This is a genomic window from Streptomyces sp. NPDC021115 (assembly GCF_044333065.1).
Taxonomy (GTDB): Bacteria; Actinomycetota; Actinomycetes; order Streptomycetales; family Streptomycetaceae; genus Streptomyces.
In genome coordinates this window covers 272,854-294,655 of the sequence record NZ_JBIRQF010000004.1, presented here as the reverse complement: position 1 = coordinate 294,655, position 21,802 = coordinate 272,854, and the positions used below count along the sequence as shown (strand labels likewise).

At 73.2% G+C, this 21,802-nt stretch carries 19 protein-coding genes; 13 read left to right on the top strand and 6 right to left on the bottom strand.

The genetic code is table 11. The features are described 5' to 3' along the window. Positions 1–22 precede the first annotated feature (22 nt). The 4 genes from cydB to ACH4TL_RS15275 all read left to right on the top strand — a co-directional run bounded on the left by cydB (position 23) and on the right by ACH4TL_RS15275 (position 7,518). On the top strand, positions 23–1,024 hold the full coding sequence (gene cydB, locus ACH4TL_RS15290) for a cytochrome d ubiquinol oxidase subunit II (RefSeq protein ID WP_398314206.1): 1,002 nt from the start codon (positions 23–25) through the stop codon (positions 1,022–1,024). Positions 1,025–1,055: 31 nt separating this feature from the next. Further along, positions 1,056–4,613, top strand: coding sequence for a thiol reductant ABC exporter subunit CydD (gene cydD, locus ACH4TL_RS15285; protein WP_398314205.1), 3,558 nt, complete (start codon positions 1,056–1,058; stop codon positions 4,611–4,613). A gap of 212 nt (positions 4,614–4,825) precedes the next feature. Beyond that, complete coding sequence (locus ACH4TL_RS15280; RefSeq protein ID WP_398314204.1) at positions 4,826–6,511, top strand: GAF domain-containing sensor histidine kinase; 1,686 nt, start codon at positions 4,826–4,828, stop codon at positions 6,509–6,511. A gap of 155 nt (positions 6,512–6,666) precedes the next feature. After that, entirely contained in the window at positions 6,667–7,518 is an 852-nt protein-coding gene (locus ACH4TL_RS15275) for a hypothetical protein (RefSeq protein WP_398314202.1), read from the top strand. A gap of 92 nt (positions 7,519–7,610) precedes the next feature. On the opposite strand, the gene ACH4TL_RS15270 is transcribed toward ACH4TL_RS15275, so the two are convergent. Beyond that, on the bottom strand, positions 7,611–8,492 hold the full coding sequence (locus ACH4TL_RS15270) for a Cof-type HAD-IIB family hydrolase (RefSeq protein WP_398314201.1): 882 nt from the start codon (positions 8,490–8,492) through the stop codon (positions 7,611–7,613). Positions 8,493–8,591: 99 nt separating this feature from the next. On the opposite strand from ACH4TL_RS15270, the gene ACH4TL_RS15265 reads away from it, so the two are divergent. The 8 genes from ACH4TL_RS15265 to ACH4TL_RS15230 all read left to right on the top strand — a co-directional run bounded on the left by ACH4TL_RS15265 (position 8,592) and on the right by ACH4TL_RS15230 (position 15,480). Further along, the gene (locus ACH4TL_RS15265) at positions 8,592–9,503 is read left to right on the top strand and encodes an LLM class flavin-dependent oxidoreductase (RefSeq protein WP_398314199.1); all 912 of its coding nucleotides are present in this window, start codon (positions 8,592–8,594) and stop codon (positions 9,501–9,503) included. A 109-nt stretch (positions 9,504–9,612) separates the two neighbouring features. Then, on the top strand, positions 9,613–10,521 hold the full coding sequence (gene htpX, locus ACH4TL_RS15260; RefSeq protein ID WP_398314197.1) for a zinc metalloprotease HtpX: 909 nt from the start codon (positions 9,613–9,615) through the stop codon (positions 10,519–10,521). Positions 10,522–10,527: 6 nt separating this feature from the next. Beyond that, on the top strand, positions 10,528–11,115 hold the full coding sequence (locus ACH4TL_RS15255; RefSeq protein ID WP_398314195.1) for a hypothetical protein: 588 nt from the start codon (positions 10,528–10,530) through the stop codon (positions 11,113–11,115). Positions 11,116–11,226: 111 nt separating this feature from the next. Beyond that, positions 11,227–11,790 carry a hypothetical protein gene (locus ACH4TL_RS15250; protein WP_398314193.1) on the top strand — a complete coding sequence of 188 codons (564 nt, stop codon included), beginning with the start codon at positions 11,227–11,229 and terminating at the stop codon, positions 11,788–11,790. A 103-nt stretch (positions 11,791–11,893) separates the two neighbouring features. Then, positions 11,894–12,928, top strand: coding sequence for an ABC transporter ATP-binding protein (locus ACH4TL_RS15245; protein ID WP_398314191.1), 1,035 nt, complete (start codon positions 11,894–11,896; stop codon positions 12,926–12,928). Next, a complete protein-coding gene (locus ACH4TL_RS15240) occupies positions 12,918–13,817 on the top strand; it encodes an ABC transporter permease subunit (protein ID WP_398314189.1) in 900 nt (299 codons plus the stop codon). The genes ACH4TL_RS15245 and ACH4TL_RS15240 overlap by 11 nt, the downstream gene beginning before the upstream one ends. Beyond that, a complete protein-coding gene (locus ACH4TL_RS15235) occupies positions 13,814–14,740 on the top strand; it encodes an ABC transporter ATP-binding protein (RefSeq protein ID WP_398314187.1) in 927 nt (308 codons plus the stop codon). The genes ACH4TL_RS15240 and ACH4TL_RS15235 overlap by 4 nt, the downstream gene beginning before the upstream one ends. A 14-nt stretch (positions 14,741–14,754) precedes the next feature. After that, complete coding sequence (locus ACH4TL_RS15230) at positions 14,755–15,480, top strand: ABC transporter permease subunit (protein ID WP_398314185.1); 726 nt, start codon at positions 14,755–14,757, stop codon at positions 15,478–15,480. Positions 15,481–15,501: 21 nt separating this feature from the next. On the opposite strand, the gene ACH4TL_RS15225 is transcribed toward ACH4TL_RS15230, so the two are convergent. The 5 genes from ACH4TL_RS15225 to ACH4TL_RS15205 form a co-directional block, all read right to left on the bottom strand. Further along, positions 15,502–15,723, bottom strand: coding sequence for a hypothetical protein (locus tag ACH4TL_RS15225; RefSeq protein WP_398314183.1), 222 nt, complete (start codon positions 15,721–15,723; stop codon positions 15,502–15,504). Positions 15,724–15,843: 120 nt separating this feature from the next. Beyond that, complete coding sequence (locus ACH4TL_RS15220) at positions 15,844–17,154, bottom strand: CynX/NimT family MFS transporter (RefSeq protein ID WP_398314181.1); 1,311 nt, start codon at positions 17,152–17,154, stop codon at positions 15,844–15,846. Between the two features lie 50 nt (positions 17,155–17,204). Further along, positions 17,205–17,915, bottom strand: a complete 711-nt coding sequence (locus ACH4TL_RS15215; RefSeq protein ID WP_398314179.1) for a FadR/GntR family transcriptional regulator — start codon at positions 17,913–17,915, stop codon at positions 17,205–17,207. Between the two features lie 119 nt (positions 17,916–18,034). Then, positions 18,035–18,784 (bottom strand): hypothetical protein, encoded by a 750-nt coding sequence (locus ACH4TL_RS15210; protein WP_398314904.1) that lies wholly within the window; start codon positions 18,782–18,784, stop codon positions 18,035–18,037. Between the two features lie 272 nt (positions 18,785–19,056). Next, complete coding sequence (locus ACH4TL_RS15205) at positions 19,057–20,601, bottom strand: MFS transporter (RefSeq protein WP_398314177.1); 1,545 nt, start codon at positions 20,599–20,601, stop codon at positions 19,057–19,059. A gap of 135 nt (positions 20,602–20,736) precedes the next feature. Between ACH4TL_RS15205 and ACH4TL_RS15200 the strand changes: the two genes are divergently transcribed. Beyond that, positions 20,737–21,747, top strand: coding sequence for an Lrp/AsnC family transcriptional regulator (locus tag ACH4TL_RS15200; RefSeq protein WP_398314175.1), 1,011 nt, complete (start codon positions 20,737–20,739; stop codon positions 21,745–21,747). Positions 21,748–21,802 lie beyond the last annotated feature (55 nt).

Below are 21,802 nucleotides of genomic sequence, written 5' to 3'. Positions count from 1 at the left end.
GTCACGACGGCCGGAGAGACTCATGCACCTTCACGACTTCTGGTTCCTGCTGATCGCCTTCCTGTGGACCGGCTACTTCTTCCTCGAAGGCTTCGACTTCGGCATCGGCGTGCTGACCAAGCTGCTCGCCCGTGACCGCACCGAGCGCCGTGTGCTGATCAACACCATCGGGCCGGTCTGGGACGGCAACGAGGTCTGGCTGATCACGGCCGCCGGCGCCACCTTCGCCGCCTTCCCTGACTGGTACGCGACCCTCTTCAGCGGCTTCTACCTGCCGCTGCTGGCCATCCTGGTCTGCCTGATCCTGCGCGGCGTCGCCTTCGAATACCGGCACAAGCGGCCCGAGGACCGCTGGCAGCGCAACTGGGAGCACACGATCTTCTGGTGCTCGCTACTCCCCGCGTTCCTGTGGGGCGCGATCTTCGCCAACCTGGTGCACGGGGTGCCGATCGGCCCGGACAAGAACTACGCGGGCGGCCTGGGCGACCTGGTCACTCCGTACGCCCTGCTGGGCGGGCTGGTCACGCTGGTGCTGTTCACCTTCCACGGCGCGGTCTTCGCCGCGCTCAAGACGGCCGGGGACATCCGTGCGCGGTCGCGCCGGTTCGCGGCCTGGCTCGGGCCGGTCGCGGCGGTGGCCGCGCTGCCGTTCCTCGGCTGGACCCAGGCCGACAGCGGCAACGGGCGCAGCCTGGTGGCGGCGGTCCTCGTGGCGGCGTCGCTGGCCGCGGCGCTGGTGATGAACGCGCGTGGCCGCGAGGGCTGGGCGTTCGGACTGTCCGGGGTGGCCATCGCGGCGTCGGTCGCGATGCTCTTCCTGGCGCTCTTCCCGGACGTCATGCCGTCCTCGCTGGACCCGAGGTGGAGCCTGACGGCGGCGAACGCGGCCGCCAGCGCGTATCCGTTGAAGATCATGACGTGGGTCGGGGTCATCATGATGCCGCTGATCATGGCCTACCAGGCGTGGACGTACTGGGTCTTCCGCAAGCGGATCGGCACCCAGCACATCCCCGCCGCCCACTGACGCGGCTGATGCTCCGGGTGGTGTGTTTCACGTGAAACCAATCGATCCACGGCTGCTGCGGTACGCGCGGGCGACCCGGTTCTTCCTGGCGGCGTCCGTGGCGCTCGGGCTCGCCGGGGCCGGGCTCGTCATCGCCCAGGCCATGCTGATCGCCGAGATCGTGGTGGGGGCGTTCCAGCGGGGCGAGGGCACCGGTGCGCTGACCGCGCCGCTGATCTGGCTGGCGCTGATCGCCGCGGGCCGGGCCGCGGTCTCCTGGCTGACCGAGCTGGCCGCGCACCGGGCGAGCGCCGCGGTCAAGTCGGAGCTGCGGGTGCGGCTGCTGGACCGGGCCGTACGGCTGGGGCCCGGCTGGCTGGACTCCCAGCGCACCGGAGAACTCACCACCCTCGCCACCCGTGGCATCGACGCGCTGGACGACTACTTCGCCCGCTATCTGCCCCAGCTCGGTCTCGCGGTGGTCGTTCCGGCGGCGGTGCTCGCCCGGATCGTCACCGCCGACTGGGTCTCGGCGGTCGTCATCGTCGCCACCCTGCCGCTGATCCCGCTGTTCATGGTGCTCATCGGCTGGGCCACCCAGTCCCGGATGGACCGCCAGTGGCGGCTGCTGTCCCGGCTGTCCGGCCACTTCCTCGACGTCGTCGCCGGACTGCCGACCCTCAAGGTCTTCGGCCGAGCCAAGGCCCAGGCCGCCGCGATCCGGTCCATCACCGCCGACTACCGGCGCGCCACGCTGAAGACGCTGCGGCTCGCCTTCCTGTCCTCGTTCGCCCTGGAGCTGCTGTCCACGCTGTCCGTCGCGCTGGTCGCGGTCGGCATCGGCATGCGGCTCGTCCACGGTGAACTGGACCTGTACACCGGGCTGATGGTGCTCGTCCTCGCGCCCGAGGCGTATCTGCCGCTGCGGCAGGTGGGCGCGCAGTACCACGCGGCGGCGGAGGGCCTCGCGGCGGCGGACGAGGCGTTCGCGGTGCTGGAGCGGGAACCGGCCGCCGCCGGGGGGCCGGCCGCGCCCGACGCCCGGGCGGCGGCGCTCACCGTCGACGGCCTGGCCGTCCGTCACCCCGGGCGCGCCGCGCCCTCGTTGGCACCGGTCTCCTTCGAGGTCCGCCCCGGCGAGACCGTGGCGATCACCGGCCCCAGCGGCGCGGGCAAGACGACCCTGCTGAACGCCGTGCTGGGCTTCGCCGAGCCGTCCGAGGGCCGGGTGCTGGTCGGCGGCCACGACGTGGCGTCGCTCGACCCCGAGAGCTGGCGCCGCCAGATCGCCTGGGTGCCCCAGCGCCCGTACCTCTTCGCGGGCACCATCGCCGACAACGTACGGCTGGCGCGGCCCGACGCCGACGACGCCGCGGTGCGCGACGCCCTCCGCCAGGCGGACGCCCTCGGCTTCGTCTCCGCGCTGCCGGAGGGGACCGGGACCCGGCTCGGCGAGATGGGCGCGGGCCTGTCCGCGGGCCAGCGCCAGCGGATCGCCCTGGCCCGCGCCTTCCTGGCCGACCGCCCGCTGCTGCTGCTCGACGAGCCCACCGCGAACCTCGACGGCGCGACGGAGGCGGCGGTCGTCGCGGCGGTACGGCGCTTGGCCGAGGGCCGTACGGTCCTCCTGGTCGTCCACCGCCCGGCCCTCCTCCCGCTGGCCGACCGCGTCATCGCTTTGCCGGGGGCCGCAGGCCCGTCCGGGTCGGCCGCCGGGGCCTTGCCCGCGCCGCGCGCGGGCGGCACGGCGGCGGCCGGCATCCCGCGCGGCCGAGCCGAGGCCGCCGCGTCCACCGCACGGACGGCCGGGCATACGCGCGCCGAGGCACACGTGGCGCCGGACGGTGCGCTCGCCCGGGTGCGGGGGGCCGCGCGGTCCGCTTGGGGGCGGTTCGGGCTGGCCCTGGGCCTGGGGAGTCTCGCGCTCCTGAGCGCCGTCGGGCTGATGGCCGTGTCCGGGTGGCTGATCTCGCGGGCCTCCCAGCAGCCGCCGGTGCTGTATCTGATGGTGGCGGTCACCGCGACGCGGGCGTTCGGGATCGGCCGGGCCGTCTTCCGCTACGCCGAGCGGCTGGTGTCGCACGACGCGGTGCTCCGGGTGCTCGCCGAGCTGCGGGTCGCCGTCTACCGGCGGCTGGAGCGGCTGGCGCCCGCCGGGCTCAAGGAGACCCGGCGCGGGGATCTGCTCTCCCGGCTGGTGGCCGACGTGGACGCCGTCCAGGACTACTTCCTGCGCTGGCTGCTGCCGGTCGGCGCGGCGCTGGTCGTGAGCGCCGCCTCGGTCGGATTCACCGCCTGGGTGCTGCCCGAGGCCGGGGCGGTGCTCGCGGTCGGGCTGCTGGTGGCCGGGGCCGGGGTGCCCGCCGTGTCGGGCGCGCTCGCCCGCCGCGCTGAGCGTCGGCTGTCGCCCGCGCGCGGCGTGCTGTCCGCGCAGGTGGTGGATCTGCTGGCCGGAACCGCCGAGCTGACCGTGGCGGGCGCGCTGCCGCGTCGGCTGGACGCGCTGCGCCGGGCCGACGGCGTGCTCACCGGGATCGCCCGGCGGGGCGCCGCCGCCACCGGCGCGGGCGCCGGGCTGTCCGCCCTCGTCTGCGGGCTCACCGTGGCCGCCGCGGCGTGGGCCGGGGTCGGGGCGGTGGCCGACGGGCGGATCCACGGGGTGTGGCTGGCCGTCGTGGTGCTGACGCCGCTGGCCGCCTTCGAGGCGGTCGCCGGGCTGCCGCTCGCGGTTCAGCACCGGCAGCGGGTGCGGCGGGCCGCCGAGCGGGTGTACGAGGTGATCGACGCCCCGCTTCCGGTACGGGACGGCACCGCCGAGGAGCCGCCCCGGTCGGCGTTCCCGCTGGTCGTGCGCGGGCTGTCGGCCCGCCACGCGGGGCAGCGCACCCGTGCGCTGGGCGGGTTCGACCTGGAGCTGCGCCCGGGCCGCCGGGTCGCGGTCGTCGGCCCGTCCGGCTCCGGCAAGACCACCCTGGCCCAGGTGCTGCTGCGCTTCCTGGACGCCGAGGACGGTACGTACACCCTGGCGGGCCGGGACGCGGCGGCCCTGGACGGGGACGCGGTCCGGCGGCTGGTCGGGCTGTGCGCCCAGGACGCGCACATCTTCGACAGCTCGCTGCGCGAGAACCTGCGGCTCGCGCGCACCGACGCGGACGACGAGCAGCTGCGTACGGCGCTGGCCGGTGCCCGGCTGCTGGAGTGGGTGGACGGGCTGCCGGACGGTCTCGACACCCACGTCGGCGAGCTGGGCGCCCGGCTCTCCGGCGGCCAGCGGCAGCGGCTCGCGCTGGCCCGCGCGCTGCTGGCGGACTTCCCGGTGCTGGTGCTGGACGAGCCCGCCGAGCATCTGGACCTGCCGACGGCCGATGCCCTGACCGCCGACCTGCTGACCGCGACCCGGGGCCGTACGACCGTGCTGATCACCCACCGGCTCGCGGGTCTGGAGGCGGTGGACGAGGTGATCGTGCTCGACGGCGGCCGGGCCGTGCAGCGCGGCACGTACGGGGAACTGGCCGCGGTGGAGGGTCCGTTCCGCCGAACGCTGGAGCGGGAGGCCGCGGAAGCCGGTACGGATGAGGCGCGCCCCCTGCACTCCGGCGCCCCCGCCTGACCGGCTTGCCCTCCTGACGGTGGCTGGGCCCATCGCCGGGTGCGCGTCGTGTCGGGTTGCTGGGTGCCTTCGGCGCGAGGGCAACCCTGGGTCTCGTATCGCGCTGCGGCCCGGCGCCCGAGTCGTCGCGCAGCCTTGGACCTCGACCTGCGGTAGCCGGGGGTTCGGTCGCCCCGGAGGCGGATCCGGGCGTCGAAAAATAGGCTCGGGGCATGGCGGCCTCGGTACCTTCACCGGACCCCCTGGACGTCGCCGCGGAGGCGACTCGTGGGCTCCAGGGGCTGTCCACCGAGCTGACCGCGCGCGTGCCGCGGCTGCTGGAGGCGATGCGTTCCATCGGCACCGGGCTGGAGTTGCGCGTGGTCCTCGACCGGATCGCTGAGACCGCGGCCGAGCTGGCGGGCGCCCGGTGTGCGGCGATAGGGGTGAACGACGCGGCGGGGCAGGGGCTCGCCGACATCATCACGTACGGGGTCACCGAGGCGGACCGGGAGCGGTGCGGCGCGCTGCTCAGCGGACGGTCCGGCGGGGCGGGACTGCTGTCGGCCGAGCCGCTGCCGCGGTCCTTCCTCGGGGTGCCGATCCGGGTCGGGGACGAGGTTTTCGGCCATCTGTGCCTCGCCGAGAAGCGGGACGGCGGGGAGTTCAGCGTGCCGGATCTGCACCTGGTCAAGGTGCTGGCGACGGAGGCGGGGATCGCCATCGGCAACGCCCGTTTCCATGAGGCGACCCGGCAGCGCGAGCGGTGGATCGACGGTTCGGTGGCGGTCACCCACTCCCTCCTCTCCGGCGACGCCGAGGACGCCTTGGTGGTGGTCGCGGAGAAGGCCCGTCAGCTGGCGGGTTCGGCGGCGGGCATCGTGCTGGTGCCGGAGGAGGGCGGCGGGCTGGAGATCGTGGCGGTGGACGCCGCGAACCCTCCGGAAGGGGCCGCGCTGCTCGGCACGGTCGTCCCGGCCGGGTCCCCCGCGGTGCCGCGGCTGCTGTCGGGGGAGCCGGTCTTCGTCGATGATCCGGCCGCCGAACTCCGGCCGGAAGCCGGTGTCCTGGGACGTTACGGGCCGAGCATGATGCTGCCGCTGAGCAGCGGCGACCGGGTGCTGGGCGTGCTGGCCACGCCGCGCGGCCCCGGCGCCCGGCCGTTCACCGCGACCGAGCGCAGGCTCGCCACCCAGTTCGCGGCGCAGGCCGCGGTCGCGCTGGTGCTCGCCGAGGCGCAGGGCGACCGGGAGCGGCTGGCGGTGCTGGAGGAGCGGGACCGGATCGCCCGCGATCTGCACGACCTCGTCATCCAGCGGCTGTTCGCGACAGGGATGCTGCTGGAGAGCGCGCGGCGCCAGGCCCGGGCGCCGGAGGTGGCGGAACAGGTCGAGCGGGCCGCCGCGGAACTGGGCGCCACCATCCGGGAGATTCGGACGACGATCTTCGCGCTCCAGCAGGGCCCGGAGGGGGCGCCGTCCGGGCTGCGCACCCGGGTGCTGCGGGAGGTCGGGGCGGTCGCGGTGCCGCTGGGGTTCCAGCCGTCGCTCAGCTTCGTCGGGCCGGTCGACACGAGGGTCGGCGAAGCGGCCGGGAACAGCCTCATCGCGGCGCTGCGCGAGGCGCTGTCGAACGCGTTCAGGCATGCCAGGGCGGCGCGCATCGAGGTCGTGGTGGACGTGACGGCGCGGCTCGCCGACGGGCGGCCCGCGGTGCGGCTGACGGTCGCGGACGACGGGGTGGGCGTCCCGGCGGGCGGGCGGCGCAGCGGGCTCGCGAACCTGGCGCGGCGGGCGGAGGCGCTGGGCGGGTCGAGTACCTACGGGCCGGGGCTCGCACCGGAGAAGGGGCAGGGGGACGGGCCTGGCGGGGGCGGCACGACGGTGGTGTGGGAAGTGCCGCTGCGGGGGCGCGCGTAGCCCGGGCGGCCCAACTCCTCACCTACGCGGGCGAACTATCTGCTTGTCAGACCGCGCTGCGCCGAAGCGTGGAAGGGATGACCCTCGCGGACCACTCGGTCCTTCGTATCCCCTCACACTCCGCGACAGCTCCTTGCGGGGAAGGAAGTCATCACGTGAACAGCCAGAGCCCCACTCCTCAGCGTTCCCGGACGCGCCGCCGGGTCTTCTTCGCCTCCGTCGCGACAGCGGCGGCCCTTTCCAGCCAGCTGCTGACCATGGCACCTGCCCAGGCGGACGACACCACGATGACCGGTGGCGGTGGTGGTTACCCCAGGCCGCCGAAGCCGCCGACCATCATGCACGGGGTGCAGGAGTTCACCGCGGACGGCACCTTCACGGCGCCCCCCGGTGTCAGCTCGGTGCACATCCAGGCGTGGGGCGCGGGTGGCGGTGGCGGTGGCGGCGGCGGTGGCGCCAGCGCGACGCTGACCGGTACGGGCGGCACCGGTGGAGGCGGCGGGGCCGGCGGTTTCACCTGGTGTGTCCTTCCCGTCACGCCGTTCGCCGTCTACTCGGTGGACCTGGGTACCGGCGGCACCGCCGGTACCTCGGGCCCCGGCGGCCCGGTGGGCAGCAACCCCGGCGGCGCGGGCGGCACCGGGGGCAACGGCTCGGCGACCACCCTGTCCTCCAGCAGCGGCGTCCAGCTCATCGCGGGCGGCGGCGCCGGTGGCACGGGCGGTGGCGGCGGCACGAACGCCCCGGGCATCCCGGGCACCGGCGGCGAGGGGGGCACCGGCGCCTGCAACAGCCTCTCCGTGGTGAACCGCACCGGCGAGAGCGGCGAGAACGGCGTCGACGGCGGCGAGGGCGGGGAGGCGGTCGACGGCATCGTGGAACTCCCGCCGACCAACACCAGCGTGGGCGGCGACGGCGGCGTCGGCGGCCCCGGCGGCAACACCCCCGGTTCCAACGGTGCTCCCGGTACCGCGGGTGGCGACGGCTACCTGGTCTTCTTCTGGTAGATCCGGTGGTGGATCCGGTCAGACGAACCGCCCCCGGCCGTATGGCGGCCGGGGGCGGTTCGCTCGCTTCCTACGGGCTTCCTACGGGCCTCCTACAGGGCCAGAAGCCGCTCGATGACGGCGGCGACGCCGTCCTCGGTGTTGGCGCCGGTGCGGTGGGTGGTCGCGGCGAGCACGTCCGGGTGGGCGTTGGCCATGGCGTACGAGGTGCCCGCCCAGGTCAGCATCTCCAGGTCGTTGGGCATGTCGCCGAACGCCACGACCTCCTCCGCGGCGATGCCGCGCTCGGCGCAGCACCGGGCCAGGGTGGACGCCTTGCTGACCCCCAGCCCGCTGACCTCCAGCAGGGCGGACGGGCTGGAGCGGGTGAAGTCGCCGTGCTCGCCGGCGACGGTGCGGGCCAGCTGGAGGAAGGAGTCCGGCGCCTGCTCCTTGTGGTGCGCGAGCAGCTTCAGAACCGGGGTGTCGGCGTGCGGGAAACCGTCGTCGAGCAGCTTCTCGGCGGGGGCGATGATCGCGCCCGGGTCGAGGTGGAAGGGCGGGTACTCCGGCTCGTAGAAGATGCCGCCGCTGCGCTCGACCGCGAAGGACGTGCCGGGGGCGGCCCGGCGCAGCGCCTCCACGACGGACAGGGCCCGGTCGGCGGCCAGCGGGCGGACCTCGACCAGCAGCCCGCCCTGGTGCAGGTCGACCACGGCCGCGCCGTTCGCGCAGATCGCCAGGCCGTGTCCGTGCACATGGGCGCTGACGACGTCCATCCAGCGGGACGGGCGGCCGGTGACGAAGAACACGTCGATGCCCGCCTCCTCGGCCGCGGCGAGGGCCGCGACGGTGCGGTCCGAGACCGTCTTGTCGTCCCGCAGCAGGGTGCCGTCGAGGTCGGTGGCGATCAGCCGGGGGCGGGGTGTCGCGGAGGCCGAACGGTCAGGGGCCGGGTTCTCGGGCTGCTCGATGGCTGGGGTCACGGCAACCATCCTCCCGCATGGGCCGCTCACCGGTGCGGGAAGGGCGCTCGATCGCGCACCGTACGCACCGTACGCCCGCTGTCAGTGGGACGGCTTAGGCTCGACGTCATGCGAGTGAGCACCGTGATCCTGCCCGTCCACCGCTGGGCCGACGGCGGCAGGGAGCTATGGCAGCGCGCCGAGGAGCTGGGTTTCCACGCGGCGTACACCTATGACCACCTGTCCTGGCGCAGTTTCCGCGACGGGCCCTGGTTCGGGGCGGTGCCGACGCTGACGGCGGCCGCCGCGGCGACGTCCCGGCTGCGTCTGGGCACGCTGGTCACCTCCCCCAACTTCCGGCACCCGGTGACGCTCGCCAAGGAGCTGATCTCGCTGGACGACATCTCCGGCGGCCGCATCACGCTCGGCATCGGCGCGGGCGGCTCCGGCTTCGACGCGACGGCGCTGCTGCGCGGCGGCGAGGAGGCGTGGACGCCGCGGGAGCGGGCGGACCGGTTCGGCGAGTTCGTCGAGCTGCTCGACCGGCTGCTGACGCACGACGTGGTGACCTACGAGGGCGAGCACTACAGCGCGTACGAGGTCCGCAACATCCCCGGCTGTGCGCAGCGCCCCCGGCTGCCGTTCGCGGTCGCTGCCACCGGCCCGCGCGGGATGCGGCTCGCGGCGCGGTACGGGCAGGCGTGGGTGACCACGGGCGATCCGAAGATCTTCGAGACGGGAACGCCCGCCGATTCGCTGGCCGCCATCGGCCGCCAGATCGAGCGGCTGGACAAGGCCTGCGCGGACGCCGGGCGGGAGGCGGACGGGCCGGACAAGATCCTGCTCACCGGCTTCACCCCGGACGGGACCCGTCCGCTCAGCTCGGTGGACGCCTTCGTCGACTTCGCCGGCGCGCACGCGCGGCTGGGCATCGACGAGATCGTGCTGCACTGGCCGATCGCCGATTCGGTCTTCGCGGCCGACCCCGGGGTCTTCGAGAAGATCGCCACGGAGGGCGTGGAGCGGGTCGCCGCTCTGTGACCCCGCCTGTCTGACGCAGCCGCAAACACCTCACATGCCGCAAAAGCCGGAATGAGGAGCAGAATCGGGTAGAGAGGCTCCCGCTGCCGCAGTGACTGTGGAGGCACCCATGCCGCATACCCGTTATGCCCCCGACCGTGGGCTGACCACCCGCATGGTCATGACCATGTTCTTCATCGGCCTGCTCTATGTGGTCTTCGTCGGTGTGCTGATCGCGCTGCTGCGCGGTGCCTGGCCGCTGATCCTGCTCATCGCGGGCGGGCTGTTCGTCGCGCAGTTCTGGTTCAGCGACCGGATCGCGGCGTTCAGCATGGGCGCCCGCGAGGTCACCCCGCAGCAGGCGCCCGAGCTGCACGGTGCGGTGGACCGGCTGTGCGCGCTGGCCGACATGCCGAAGCCGCGGGTGGCGATCGCCGACACCGATGTGCCGAACGCGTTCGCGACCGGCCGCAGCCAGAAGAACGCGCTGGTGTGCGCGACGACGGGGCTGCTGCGGCGGCTGGAGCCGGATGAGCTGGAGGGCGTCCTCGCCCATGAGCTGTCCCATGTCGCGCACCGCGATGTGGCGGTCATGACCATCGCGTCGTTCCTCGGCGTGCTGGCGGGCATCATGACCAGGGCCGCCCTGTGGGGCGGGCTGTCCCGCAGCAGCCGCAACAACAACGTGGGCATCGCGGTCCTGCTGATCCCGCTGGTCAGCGCCGTGGTGTACGTGATCAGCTTTCTGCTGACCCGGCTGCTGTCCCGCTACCGCGAGCTGTCAGCCGACCGGGCCGGCGCCCTGCTGACCGGCCGCCCCTCGGCGCTCGCCGCGGCCCTCACCAAGGTGACCGGGCAGATGGCCCGCATCCCGACCCGCGATCTGCGCAAGGCAGAGCCGTTCAACGCCTTCTTCTTCGCCCCGGCGCTCTCGGGGGAGAGCTTCAGCCGGCTGTTCGCCTCGCACCCGACGCTGGAGCAGCGGCTCGGGCAGCTCGGGCGCATCTCCGCTCAGCTGGGCCAGCCGGGCAGGAGCTGAGGGCGCATGGGACTCCTCGACATCATCCTCGGCCGCAGCAAGCCCGTACGGCCCGACCTCGACCAGCTCTTCGGCCTGCCGTCGGCCGCCGTCACCCTGGAGGCCGGGGCCGGGTTCACCCCGACCGGGCTCGGGTCGGTCTGCTTCGCGAGCGTCGAGGGCGGCGCCTTCGGCCAGCTCCAGCGGGACGTCACGGACCTGCTGGACGCGGACACCGACCGGGGCGGCGTGCCCGTGGAGTTCAGCCGGGACGGATACGGCTACACCTGGCTGCTGGCCCGGCAGCCGCCGGACGACGTGGCGGCCCTGGTGAACGACCTGCACGCGGTCAACACCCTCCTCCAGGACGGCGGTTTCGGCCCGCAGCTGCTGTGCTCGCTGCTCGGGTTCCATGAGGCGGCGGGGCGTTCGCTCGCGCTCGTCTACCTCTACAAGCGCGGTACGTTCTACCCCTTCGCACCGCTGCCGGGCGCCGCCGAGAAGCGGGACAACGCGCTGGAACTCCAGGTGCGGGCGCTGCTCGGGGACGATCTGCGGATCGAGGAGGACCTGAGCCGCTGGTTCCCGGTCTGGGGCGCGCCCGGACTCCAGTGACGGGCGCTCAGCCGGGAAGCGGCGGGTTTTTCCGGGCCGGTCGAGGGGCACGCGGGCTGACAGCCGTACGACGGCGGACCCACCGGCCCGATCGATCACGGGGGAGCGGACATGAACTACCTGCGTGGCTTTGCCCCATGGATCGCCTTCGCTTTCGTTTCGCTGCTGAACTGGCAGTGGGGCGCGCTGGCCGGGCTGGTGCTGGCCGGCTGGCTGCTGGTCCAGTACCGCAGGGAGGGGGTGGCCGCGGACGCCCTGATCCTGGAGGCCAGCACGGTGCTGTTCTTCGCGGCGCTGACCGCCTGGGCCTTCGCCCGCCCCGACAGCGGTCTCAAGGACTACGGCGGCGGTCTTTCCATGGGGTGGCTGGCCGTCACCGCCTGGGCGACGCTGGCGGTCGGGCACCCCTTCACCACCGGTATCGCCCGGCGGCAGGCGCCGCGCGAGGTGTGGCACACCGCGGTGTTCCGGCGGATCAACGTGGTGGTCTCCTCGGTCTGGGCGGTCGCCTTCACCCTGACCGCCGCGGCGCTGGCCGCCTCGGTCGCGGCCGGGCTCGGCAGCTGGGTGCCGCTGGCGGTGCAGGCCGCCGGGTTCGTCCTGCCCGTCCTGTTCACCGCCCGCTACCCGGAGCGCGTCCGGGCCCGGCTCACCCCGGACGCCGCGCGGGCGTGACGACACGCGGCCCCATGGCCCCGACGGTCCCGGAGGTGGTCCCCTTACGGGCGTGTCAGACCCGAGGAGTAGGGAAATCCAGCCGTCTGGGGTGACGTGGACTGTGGCTCACACCACTACGGTCGAACACGTGACTGTGATCGCCACCGAAAGCCTGAGCAAGCGGTTCCCCAGGGTCACCGCGCTCGACCGGCTGTCCGTCGACATCACGCCGGGCGTCACCGGCCTGGTGGGTGCCAACGGGGCCGGGAAGTCGACTCTGATCAAGATCCTGCTCGGGCTGTCCCCCGCCAGCGAGGGCCGCGCCGCCGTGCTCGGCCTCGATGTGGCCACCGAGGGCAGCGCCATCCGCGAGAGCGTGGGCTACATGCCCGAGCACGACTGCCTGCCGCCCGACGTGTCGGCGACGGAGTTCGTCGTCCACATGGCGCGCATGTCCGGGCTGCCGCCGTCCGCCGCCCGCGAGCGCACCGCCGACACGCTGCGCCACGTCGGTCTTTACGAGGAGCGATATCGCCCCATCGGCGGCTACTCGACCGGCATGAAGCAGCGGGTGAAGCTCGCCCAGGCGCTGGTGCACGACCCGAAGCTGGTCCTGCTGGACGAGCCGACGAACGGCCTCGACCCGGTCGGCCGCGACGACATGCTCGGCCTGATCCGCCGCATCCACACCGACTTCGGCATCTCGGTCCTGGTCACCTCGCATCTGCTGGGTGAACTGGAGCGCACCTGCGACCACGTGGTCGTCATCGACGGCGGCAAGCTGCTGCGGTCCAGCTCCACCAGCGACTTCACCCAGGTGACGGCCTCCCTCGCGGTCGAGGTCACCGACACCGACGAGCACCCGGACGGCACCGCGGCGCTGCGTGCCGCCCTCGACCGGGCCGGGCTCACCGCCTCGCCCGCGCGCCGCGGCGCGGACGGGGCACCGGCCTCGGACCATCTGCTGCTCGTGGACGTCGCGGGCGAGGAGACGTACGACGCGGTCCGGGACGCCATCGCCGGTCTCGGCCTCGGCCTGGTCCGCATGGAACAGCGCCGCCACCGCATCGCGGAGATCTTCAGCACCGACGACGGCCACGAGGGCGCCGGAGACGGGACCAGCAAGGGAAACGGAGGTGCCGTCGATGCCGTCTGAGACCGTGCCCCAGCAGCGCGCCGACGTCATTCACAACATCGGCTACCGCCACTACGACGGCCCCCGGCTCGGCCGCGCCTACGCGCGCCGTTCGCTCTTCGTGCAGAGCCTGCGCGGCGCCTACGGCCTCGGCCGCTCCGCGAAGTCCAAGGTCGCGCCGATGCTGCTGCTCGCCGTGATGTGCCTGCCCGCCGCGATCATCGTCTCGGTCGCCATCGCCACCGACCTCAACAAGCTCCCGGTCCAGTACACCCGATACGCGATCATGCTCCAGGCGGTCATCGGCCTCTACATCGCCGCCCAGGCGCCCCAGGCCGTCTCCCGCGATCTGCGCTTCAAGACGATCCCGCTGTACTTCTCGCGTCCCATCGGGACGGCGGACTACGTGGTGGCCAAGTTCGGCGCCATGGCCTCCGCCCTCTTCCTGCTCACCGCCTCGCCCCTGGTGATCCTGTACGCCGGGGCCCTGCTCGCCAAGCTCGATTTCGCCGACCAGACGAAGGGCTTCGCGCAAGGACTGGTCTCCGTGGGTCTGCTCTCGCTCCTCTTCGCCGGTATCAGCCTGGTCATCGCCGCGGCCACCCCGCGGCGCGGCTTCGGCGTCGCCGCCGTCATCGCCGTGCTGACCATCTCCTACGGCGCGGTGTCCACCGTCCAGGCCATCGCGTTCGCCCAGGACTCCACCGCCGCGGTGCGCTGGCTCGGGCTGTTCTCGCCGATCACGATCATCGACGGGGTGCAGACGGCGTTCCTCGGCGCCAACTCCTCGTTCCCCGGCGGCTTCGGCCCGGGGGCCGGGCCCGGCGCCGTCTACGTCCTCGTCCTCCTCGGCCTGATCGCCGGCTCGTTCGGGCTGCTGCTGCGCCGCTACCGAAAGGTCGGGCTGTGACCACGATCGCCATCGACAACGTCTCGCGCTGGTTCGGGAACGTCGTGGCCGTCAACGACGTGACCATGACCATCGGCCCCGGGGTCACCGGGCTGCTCGGCCCCAACGGCGCGGGGAAGTCCACCCTCATCAACATGATGGGCGGCTTCCTGGCCCCCTCCACCGGGAGCGTCACCCTCGACGGCGCCGCGATCTGGCGCAACGAGCAGGCGTACCGCCACATCGGCATCGTCCCCGAGCGCGAGGGGATGTACGACTTCCTCACCGGCCGCGAGTTCGTCATCGCCAACGCCGAGCTGCACGGGCTGCCCGACCCCCGGGCCGCCGCCCGCAAGGCGCTCGACACCGTCGAGATGGACTACGCCGGGTCGCGCAAGATCTCCACGTACAGCAAGGGCATGCGCCAGCGCGTGAAGATGGCCTCCGCCCTGGTCCACGAGCCGTCGGTGCTGCTCCTCGACGAGCCGTTCAACGGCATGGACCCGCGTCAGCGGATGCAGCTGATGGAGCTGCTGCGGCGGATGGGCGCGGAGGGCCGCACCGTGCTGTTCTCCTCGCACATCCTGGAGGAGGTCGAGCAACTGGCCGCGCACATCGAGGTGATCGTCGCGGGGCGGCACGCCGCCTCCGGCGACTTCCGCAAGATCCGCCGCTTGATGACGGACCGTCCGCACCGCTATCTCGTACGGTCCAGCGACGACCGCGCGCTCGCCGCCGCCCTCATCGCCGACCCGTCGACCACCGGGATCGAGGTGGACGCGAGCGGCGGCGCCGACGGCGGACTGCACATCCAGGCCGTCGACTTCACACGCTTCACCGAACTGCTGCCCCGCGTCGCCCGTGAACAGGGCATCCGGCTCCTCACGGTCTCGCCCTCCGACGAGTCCCTGGAGAGCGTGTTCTCCTACCTCGTCGCGGCCTGAAAGGAGCCCCTGCGATGCCCGCGCTCTACCATCCCACCGTCGCCCGGCTCACCTACCGAGCCCTGCTCGGCCGCCGCCGCGCGATGATCCTGTTCCTGCTGCCCGCGCTGCTGGTGGTCATCTCGCTCGCCGTACGGATGCTCACCGGCGTCGACGACTCCACCGCCAACTCCCTCCTGGGCGGCTTCGCGATCGCCACCATGGTCCCGCTGATCGGCGTGATCGCCGGGACCGGGGCGATCGGCCCGGAGATCGACGACGGCTCGGTCATCTATCTGCTGGCCAAGCCGGTGAAGCGGCCCACGATCATCGTCACCAAGCTGATCGTCGCGATCGGCGTCACGGTCGTCTTCTCGGCCGTGCCCACGCTGCTGGCGGGCTTCATCCTCAACGGCAACGCGCACAGCATGGCGGTCGGCTACGCCGTCGCCGCCGCCGTGGCGTCCGTCGCCTACAGCGCCATCTTCCTGCTGCTGGGCACCATCACCCGGCACGCGGTGGTGTTCGGCCTGGTCTACGCCCTGGTCTGGGAGGCCTTCTTCGGCAGCCTGGTGGCCGGTGCCAAGACCCTCAGCGTCCAGCAGTGGTCGCTGGCGATCGCCCAGAAGATCACGGACGAGGCGGTCACCTCGGACGTGGGCCTGACGACCGGCGTCATCCTGCTGATCGTCGTGACCGGCGCCGCCACCTGGTACGCCGGGCACAAGATGCGCTCCCTGACCCTCGCCGGGGAGGAGTGAGCGACACGTCCCCTACGGACGCTACGGACGCCAGCGGTTGACGAAACGGCCGGTGTCCCCCGTGGCGGCGGTCGTCGTGACGACCGCCGCCACGCCGTGTCCGGGGGCGGCGTTGGCCCGGTCGAGGGCCGAGGCCACGGTCGTGGAGGAGCCGAGCGTCACGGTCGCGACCACACCGGCCACGATCCATGGCGCCCGCAGCATCCGCCGCCACTTCGTGCTCACCTTGCTCACGCTGCTCATCTCGTCCTCCGATCCTCGCCGGTGCCCGATGACAGCGAGCGTGACGGCCGGAGTTGTCCGTTTCCCCTCCGCCGCCTGCGGAGGAGCTGTGAACGCGGCAGGACGGGCGGGGCTTTTGCCTCAGGCGGTGATCTTGCGGTCGCGTCCCGCGCCCAGCCCCAACAGGGCCAGCGCCGCGCACACCGCGAGCATCAGCACCAGCGGCAGCGTCCAGCCGCCGGTGGCCTGGTGCACCGCGCCGAGCGCCAGCGGGCCCGCAGCGGCCAGCAGATAGCCCCAGGTCTGCGCCATCCCCGACAGCCGCGCCGAGGTGTGGGCATCCCCGGTCCGCAGCACCATCATGGTGAGCGCGAGCCCCACCGTGCCGCCCTGGCCCACGCCGATCAGCGCCGCCCACGCCCAGGCCCCGGCCACCGGCGCCACCAGCAGCCCGGCCATCCCGGACGCCATCAGCCCGGCCACCACGACCGCGAGCAGCCGCTGCGACCGCATCCGCCCCGCCAGCAGCGGCACCACGAACGACCCGCTCATCTGCACCAGCGTGCTGAAGGCGAAGACCAGACCGGCGGTGGCCTTGTCCATGCCGTGGTCGGTGAGGATCGTCGGCATCCAGGCGATGGTGACGTACGCGACCAGCGACTGGAGCCCCATGAACAGCGTCACCTGCCAGGCCAGCGGCGAACGCGACAGCGTCCGGCCGTCCCCCTTGGCGTCCCTCTTGGCGTCCCTGCCGGGAACCGGCGTCGCCGCGGCCCGGCCGTGGGGCGTACCGCGCCGGGCGAGCACCGCCTGCGGAAGCCACAGCAGTGCGGCGACCGCGGCCAGCAGCGACCAGGAGGCGAGCGAGCCGCGCCAGCCGCCGAGCGCGTTCTCCAGCGGGACGGCGGCCGCGGCGGAGGTGGTCGCTCCGGCGATCATCGCGGTCGTGTAGAGGGCGGTCATCGCCGCCGCCCGGTCCGGGAAGTCCCGCTTGATCAGGCCCGGCATCAGCACATTGAGCAGCGCGATCCCGCTGCCGACCAGGGCGCAGCCGGTGAACAGCGCGACCAGCGGCGGCGCGACGCGCAGCAGAACCCCGCCGCCCAGCAGCACCAGCGCCGCCAGCAGCACGGTCTCGGTGCCCCAGCGCCGGGCCAGTCGGGGCGCGAGCGGCGAGGCCAGCCCCATGAAGATCAGCGGAATCGTGGTCACCAGGCTGCCCGTGGTCGCGCTCAGCCCGAAGTCGCCGCTGATCTCGCCGAGCAGCGGGGAGACCCCGGCGAGCGAGGCGCGCATGTTGAGCGACGCCAGCACGATGCCGACCAGGACGAGGGCCGGATGGGCGCGCAGCGTCCGCCGGGCGGCGGTCACCTCCGGGGTCGGCCGCAGATCCGTCTCGGCGTCGACGAGCAGCTGCTCGGCCTCGGGTCCGGGGGCATGCGGGCGTGACAAGGACAACTCCGTTCGGTGGTGCGGGTTTTTGGTGGTGGGGGGTTGGGGGGTCAGCCCGCGTCGAGCAGTGTCTCGACGGCGCGTTTCGGCGTCTCCAGCAGGGCCCGGGCCGCTTCCTCGGCGGCCACGGGGTCGCCGGACGCGATGGCGTCGACGAGGGCGTGGTGGTCGCCGGGCACGATGCGCGGCATCTCGCGGTCGCCGAGCGAGGCCACCAGCGCCTCGCGCACCGAGCTGCTGAACCAGCCGTACGTGGCGCTCAGCGCGGCGTTGTGCGCGGCGTCGACCACGGCGGTGTGGAACGCGACGTCATGCGCCGCGTACAGCTCGTGGCTGCCGGACTCCGGCTGTCCCGCCGCATCCTCGAACGCCGCCTGCGAGGCCAGCGCCGCGCGCATCCGCGCCAGGTCGTCCGGCTGGTGCCGCAGCGCGGCGAGCCGGGCGCCCTCGGCCTCCAGCGCGATGCGCAGCTCCAGCACATCCCGGATCCCCGCGCGCCGTACGTCCCGCATGACCTCGGCCGGGTCGGTGGTGGAGACCACGAAGGTGCCCTCGCCCTGCCTGGACTGAAGCATTCCGGCGTGGACGAGGACGCGGACCGCCTCACGGACCGTGTTCCGTCCGACCTGGAGCTGCTCGGCGAGCGCATGCTCGGTCGGGACGCGGTCGCCGACCCGCCACTCGCCCTCGGCGAGTTGCGCGCGCAGCTGCTCCACGACGGTGTCGACGAGCGACTGCCGCCCGGCGGCACGCAAGGCCATGGTTCTCCTTCGACTCAACGTCCTCGACTCGACCGGTTGCCCAGTCATCCTACAACCTAGTTGCGTATGCCATCTAAACCCCGGGGGCGGGCAGGCAGACGCCCACCCGCCCCGGGCCGCTACCGCCGACGCCGCCCCTTGCCCCGGGCCGCGCCCGTCCCCGCCGAGGCCTGGAGCCGGGCGACATCCCGGCGGACCTCCTTCATGTCCTCACCGAGGTCGCACAGCCGCTCGCTCATGGCACAGATCACCCGCCCCTGCGCGTCGAGCCGCCGATCCATGCCGTCCAGCCGGGCCGACACCCTGGCCAGCCACGGGGTCAGCTCCCGCAGTGCGGAACCGACATCGGTGAGCCGCGATTCGACGGCGTCGAGCCGGGTACCGATCGGCCCCTCCAGCAGCCGCTCGGTCAGGATCTGTTCGAGCGGGACCCGGCCCGCGCCGGATTGCCGCCCCGCGCGGGTGCGTTCCTCGACGTCGAGCAGATAGGTCCGTACCCGCCTGGCGATATCACTGTCACGCAGCAGCATGGCCACGTTGAGCACCGCGCGACGGGGGTAGAGGGTGAGGTGGGCGCGCCCCTGTGGATAACTCGAATCTGAAAGGTCCAAGTTGGACCTTTCAAAGACTTGCAGGTCAGGGCCGCGCAGCGTGTGCATTCCGTTGCTGTGGAACTCCTCCCGGTGTCGCTTGGCCAGGCTCTTGATGGCTTCTTCCCCAACCTCGAAGTACGCCGCGACGATTCGTGTGGTGACGTGGACCCCATCGGGGAGCATGGCGAGGATCTTGACCTTGTCGAGGACGTCGGTTCGTTCGATCACGCTGTCGCGCAGCGCGCGCGATTCCAGCAGCGCGGTCTCGGGTGGCATAGGCATACGTGTGCCTCCGGTGTGGATACGGGTGGTGTTGCGCCCCAAAGGCATGGGGCCATGACGCCCCAACTGCCCGGGGCCAGGCCGCCCTTATCCAGGGACCAGGAGCGGAGGCTGCCTACCCCCTTCGGACCCAACCGCCGTGACATCGCTGTCCGTCGATCCGTCGCCCGGCCGGAGCTTCAAGCCCGCGTTGCCTCCGCGCATAACGCGTATCTAGAACAACGATCCGACTGTCGGAGGGTTACGCGGTTCCGCCGGGTTGACCTTCACGCCGCGACCGGCTCCGTCGGGGACGGTTCGCCCTGGCGCTCCGGGGTCGGGGGCTTCGGGCGGCCGCGGACGACGGCGAGGACGAGGAGGCCCGCCGCGAGGGCCGTGATGCCGGAGATCGCGCAGATCCGGTCGAGGCCGGAGGCGAACGACTCGTGCACCAGCGTGCGGGCCGCGGCCGCGTGGTCCGGTGGGGTGGCGGCGATGACGGCGTCGGCGTGGCCGCCGGAGATCGCGTCGGCCGCCGGGCCGGAGGCCCGGGGCGGGACGGCGCCGCTGTCGGTGACCACGTCCCGTACCCGGGAGGAGAAGACCGTGCCCAGGACCGCGATGCCCAGCGCGTATCCCAGCTGGCGGAAGGTGTTCACCGCACCGCTGGCCATGCCCGCCCGCTTCGGCGGGGCGGCACCGAGGGCCGCCGACACCAGGACGGGCATGGCGAGGCCGATGCCGAGACCCGCCAGGGCCAGGCCCGGGGCGAGGGCCGTCCAGTCCGACGAGGCGTCCACCAGCGTGCCGTTGACGAGTGCGCCCGCGCCCACCAGCAGCAGTCCGCCGCCGAGTGCGCGCCCCGGCGCGACCTTCTCCATCAGGCGCCCGCCCGCCGCGCCGACGATCAGCGAGACGCCCGCCATGGGCAGCACCGCGAGCCCCGCCCGCACCGGGCTCAGGCCGAGCACGGACTGCAGCCACAGCCCGGCGTAGGTGAGGTACGGGAAGGCCGCGGCCTGGAGCAGCAGGGCCGCCGCCATCAGTACCGCGAAGGACGGGCGGCGCATGAGCCGCAGGTCGAGCAGCGGCTGCCGGGCCCCGCGTTCCACCGCGATGAAGAGGATCAGCGCGAGCGCGGCGCCGGTCAGGGCGACGACGGCGCCGGTGTCGGACCAGCCCTCCTCGCCGCCCCGCATCAGCCCGTACGTCAGCGCACCGGCGCACGCGGTGAACAACACGGCGCCCGGCCAGTCGATGCGCCCTCCCGGCGCGCCGCGCGATTCGCCGACCGTGCGGAGCGTGATCCACACCGCGATCGCCGTCAGCGGCAGGTTGACCAGGAAGATGGCCCGCCAGTCGACGTACTCGGTGAGCACCCCGCCCAGCACCGGGCCGACCGCCGCGGCCGCCCCGCTCGTACCGCCCCACACCCCGAAGGCGACGCCGCGGGCGCGTCCGGAGTAGGTGGCCATCAGCAGCGGGGTGTTGGTGGCGAACATGGCCGCCGCGCCGACGCCCTGGACCGCGCGGGCGGCGATCAGCACCCCGGCGTCGGGGGCGAGGCCGCAGACCAGCGAGGACAGCGCGAAGACGGCGAGGCCGAGCAGATACAGCCGGCGGCGGCCGAAGAGGTCCGCCGCCGATCCGGCCACCATGAGCAGCGCGGCGAGCGCCAGCGCGTAGATGTCCATCACCCACTGGAGGGAGGTGAAGGAGGCGTCCAGCCCGTGCGCCACCTGGGGCAGCGCGGTGTTCACGATGGTCACGTCTATCAGCAGCATGAAGTTGCCGAGCGTGATGGCGGCCAGCGGCCACCATGTGCTGCGCATGGGGTGTCTCCAAAAAAGGAGGGGGCCGGCCCGACGCCGCTGCCCCGTGGGCCCTCACAGTCGCCATCACACCGGCTTCACCTCCAGCCAGCGCCCTTCCTGGTGGCGTTATCCGACACCGGTTAGCTTTGAGCGGTGAAATCCGACGCCGATGAGTACGACGATCTGGACCGGGCGCTGGTGTGCGCCCTCCAGCTCGACAGCCGGGCCCCCTTCAGCCGGATCGCCGAGGTGCTGGGCGTCTCCGACCAGACCGTGGCGCGCCGCTACACCCGGCTGCGGACGACGGGGGCGGTCCGGGTGCTGGGCCTCACCGACCCGGCGGCGGTCGGCGAGGTGGTGTGGATGGTGCGGGTGCAGTGCCTGCCGGACGCCGCGGTGCCGGTCGCCGAGGCACTGGCCCGCCGCACCGACACCTCCTGGGTGCATGTGATGTCCGACGGCACGGAGGTCGTCGCGACGACGCGGGCGGCGTCCGGCCAGGACAGCGACGCGCTGCTGCTGCGCAAACTGCCGCATACGCCCCGGGTGGTGGGGGTCAGCGCGCGCTGTGTCCTGCATCAGTTCTTCGGTGGTGCGCTGGCCCTGGTGAGCAAGTCCGGGGTGCTGGACCCCGATCAGGCGGCGCGGCTCGCCGCCCCCGGGGCGGACCGTCCCGCGGGGTCCGCCGGGCCCCTGACCGCCGAGGACCGGAAGCTGCTGGCGGTCCTCGCGCGCGACGGGCGGGCGCCGCTGGCCGAACTCGCCGCCGCCACCGGCTGGTCGCAGTCGACGGTACGCCGCAGGCTCGCGGCCCTGCGCGCCGACGGCACGCTGTACTTCGACGTGGATCAGCGTCAGCGCATCTTCGGGCTCGGCATGACGGCCGTGCTCTGGCTGTCGGTGCCGCCCTCCGATCTGGAGGCCACGGGGCAGGCGCTCGCGGGCCACCCCGAGGTCGCGTTCGCGTGCGCGACCACCGGGCCCAACAACCTGATGGCGACCGTGGTGTGCGAGGACGTCGCCGCGCTGTACACCTATCTGACGACGCGGATCGCCGCCCTGTCCGCCGTACGGCACATGGAGACGTCGCCGATCATCCGTCGGATCAAGGGGCCGGGGCCGCTGCCGCCCACACCGCACGATCCGTCGCGCCTTCCCTACTGAACCCTCATCTGAACTTGCCTTTTCCCCAGTTCACTTGGAGGAATCTCCGAACCTC

Excerpts from the sequence above, each read along its gene's own strand:
- cydB (WP_398314206.1), top strand. The coding sequence starts at position 23 with ATGCACCTTCACGACTTCTGGTTCCTGCTGATCGCCTTCCTGTGGACC.
- ACH4TL_RS15280 (WP_398314204.1), top strand. The coding sequence starts at position 4,826 with ATGGCGGCCTCGGTACCTTCACCGGACCCCCTGGACGTCGCCGCGGAG.
- ACH4TL_RS15270 (WP_398314201.1), bottom strand. The coding sequence starts at position 8,492 with ATGGTTGCCGTGACCCCAGCCATCGAGCAGCCCGAGAACCCGGCCCCT.
- ACH4TL_RS15265 (WP_398314199.1), top strand. The coding sequence starts at position 8,592 with ATGCGAGTGAGCACCGTGATCCTGCCCGTCCACCGCTGGGCCGACGGC.
- htpX (WP_398314197.1), top strand. The coding sequence starts at position 9,613 with ATGCCGCATACCCGTTATGCCCCCGACCGTGGGCTGACCACCCGCATG.
- ACH4TL_RS15255 (WP_398314195.1), top strand. The coding sequence starts at position 10,528 with ATGGGACTCCTCGACATCATCCTCGGCCGCAGCAAGCCCGTACGGCCC.
- ACH4TL_RS15250 (WP_398314193.1), top strand. The coding sequence starts at position 11,227 with ATGAACTACCTGCGTGGCTTTGCCCCATGGATCGCCTTCGCTTTCGTT.
- ACH4TL_RS15240 (WP_398314189.1), top strand. The coding sequence starts at position 12,918 with ATGCCGTCTGAGACCGTGCCCCAGCAGCGCGCCGACGTCATTCACAAC.
- ACH4TL_RS15230 (WP_398314185.1), top strand. The coding sequence starts at position 14,755 with ATGCCCGCGCTCTACCATCCCACCGTCGCCCGGCTCACCTACCGAGCC.
- ACH4TL_RS15225 (WP_398314183.1), bottom strand. The coding sequence starts at position 15,723 with ATGAGCAGCGTGAGCAAGGTGAGCACGAAGTGGCGGCGGATGCTGCGG.
- ACH4TL_RS15215 (WP_398314179.1), bottom strand. The coding sequence starts at position 17,915 with ATGGCCTTGCGTGCCGCCGGGCGGCAGTCGCTCGTCGACACCGTCGTG.
- ACH4TL_RS15210 (WP_398314904.1), bottom strand. The coding sequence starts at position 18,784 with ATGCCACCCGAGACCGCGCTGCTGGAATCGCGCGCGCTGCGCGACAGC.
- ACH4TL_RS15205 (WP_398314177.1), bottom strand. The coding sequence starts at position 20,601 with ATGCGCAGCACATGGTGGCCGCTGGCCGCCATCACGCTCGGCAACTTC.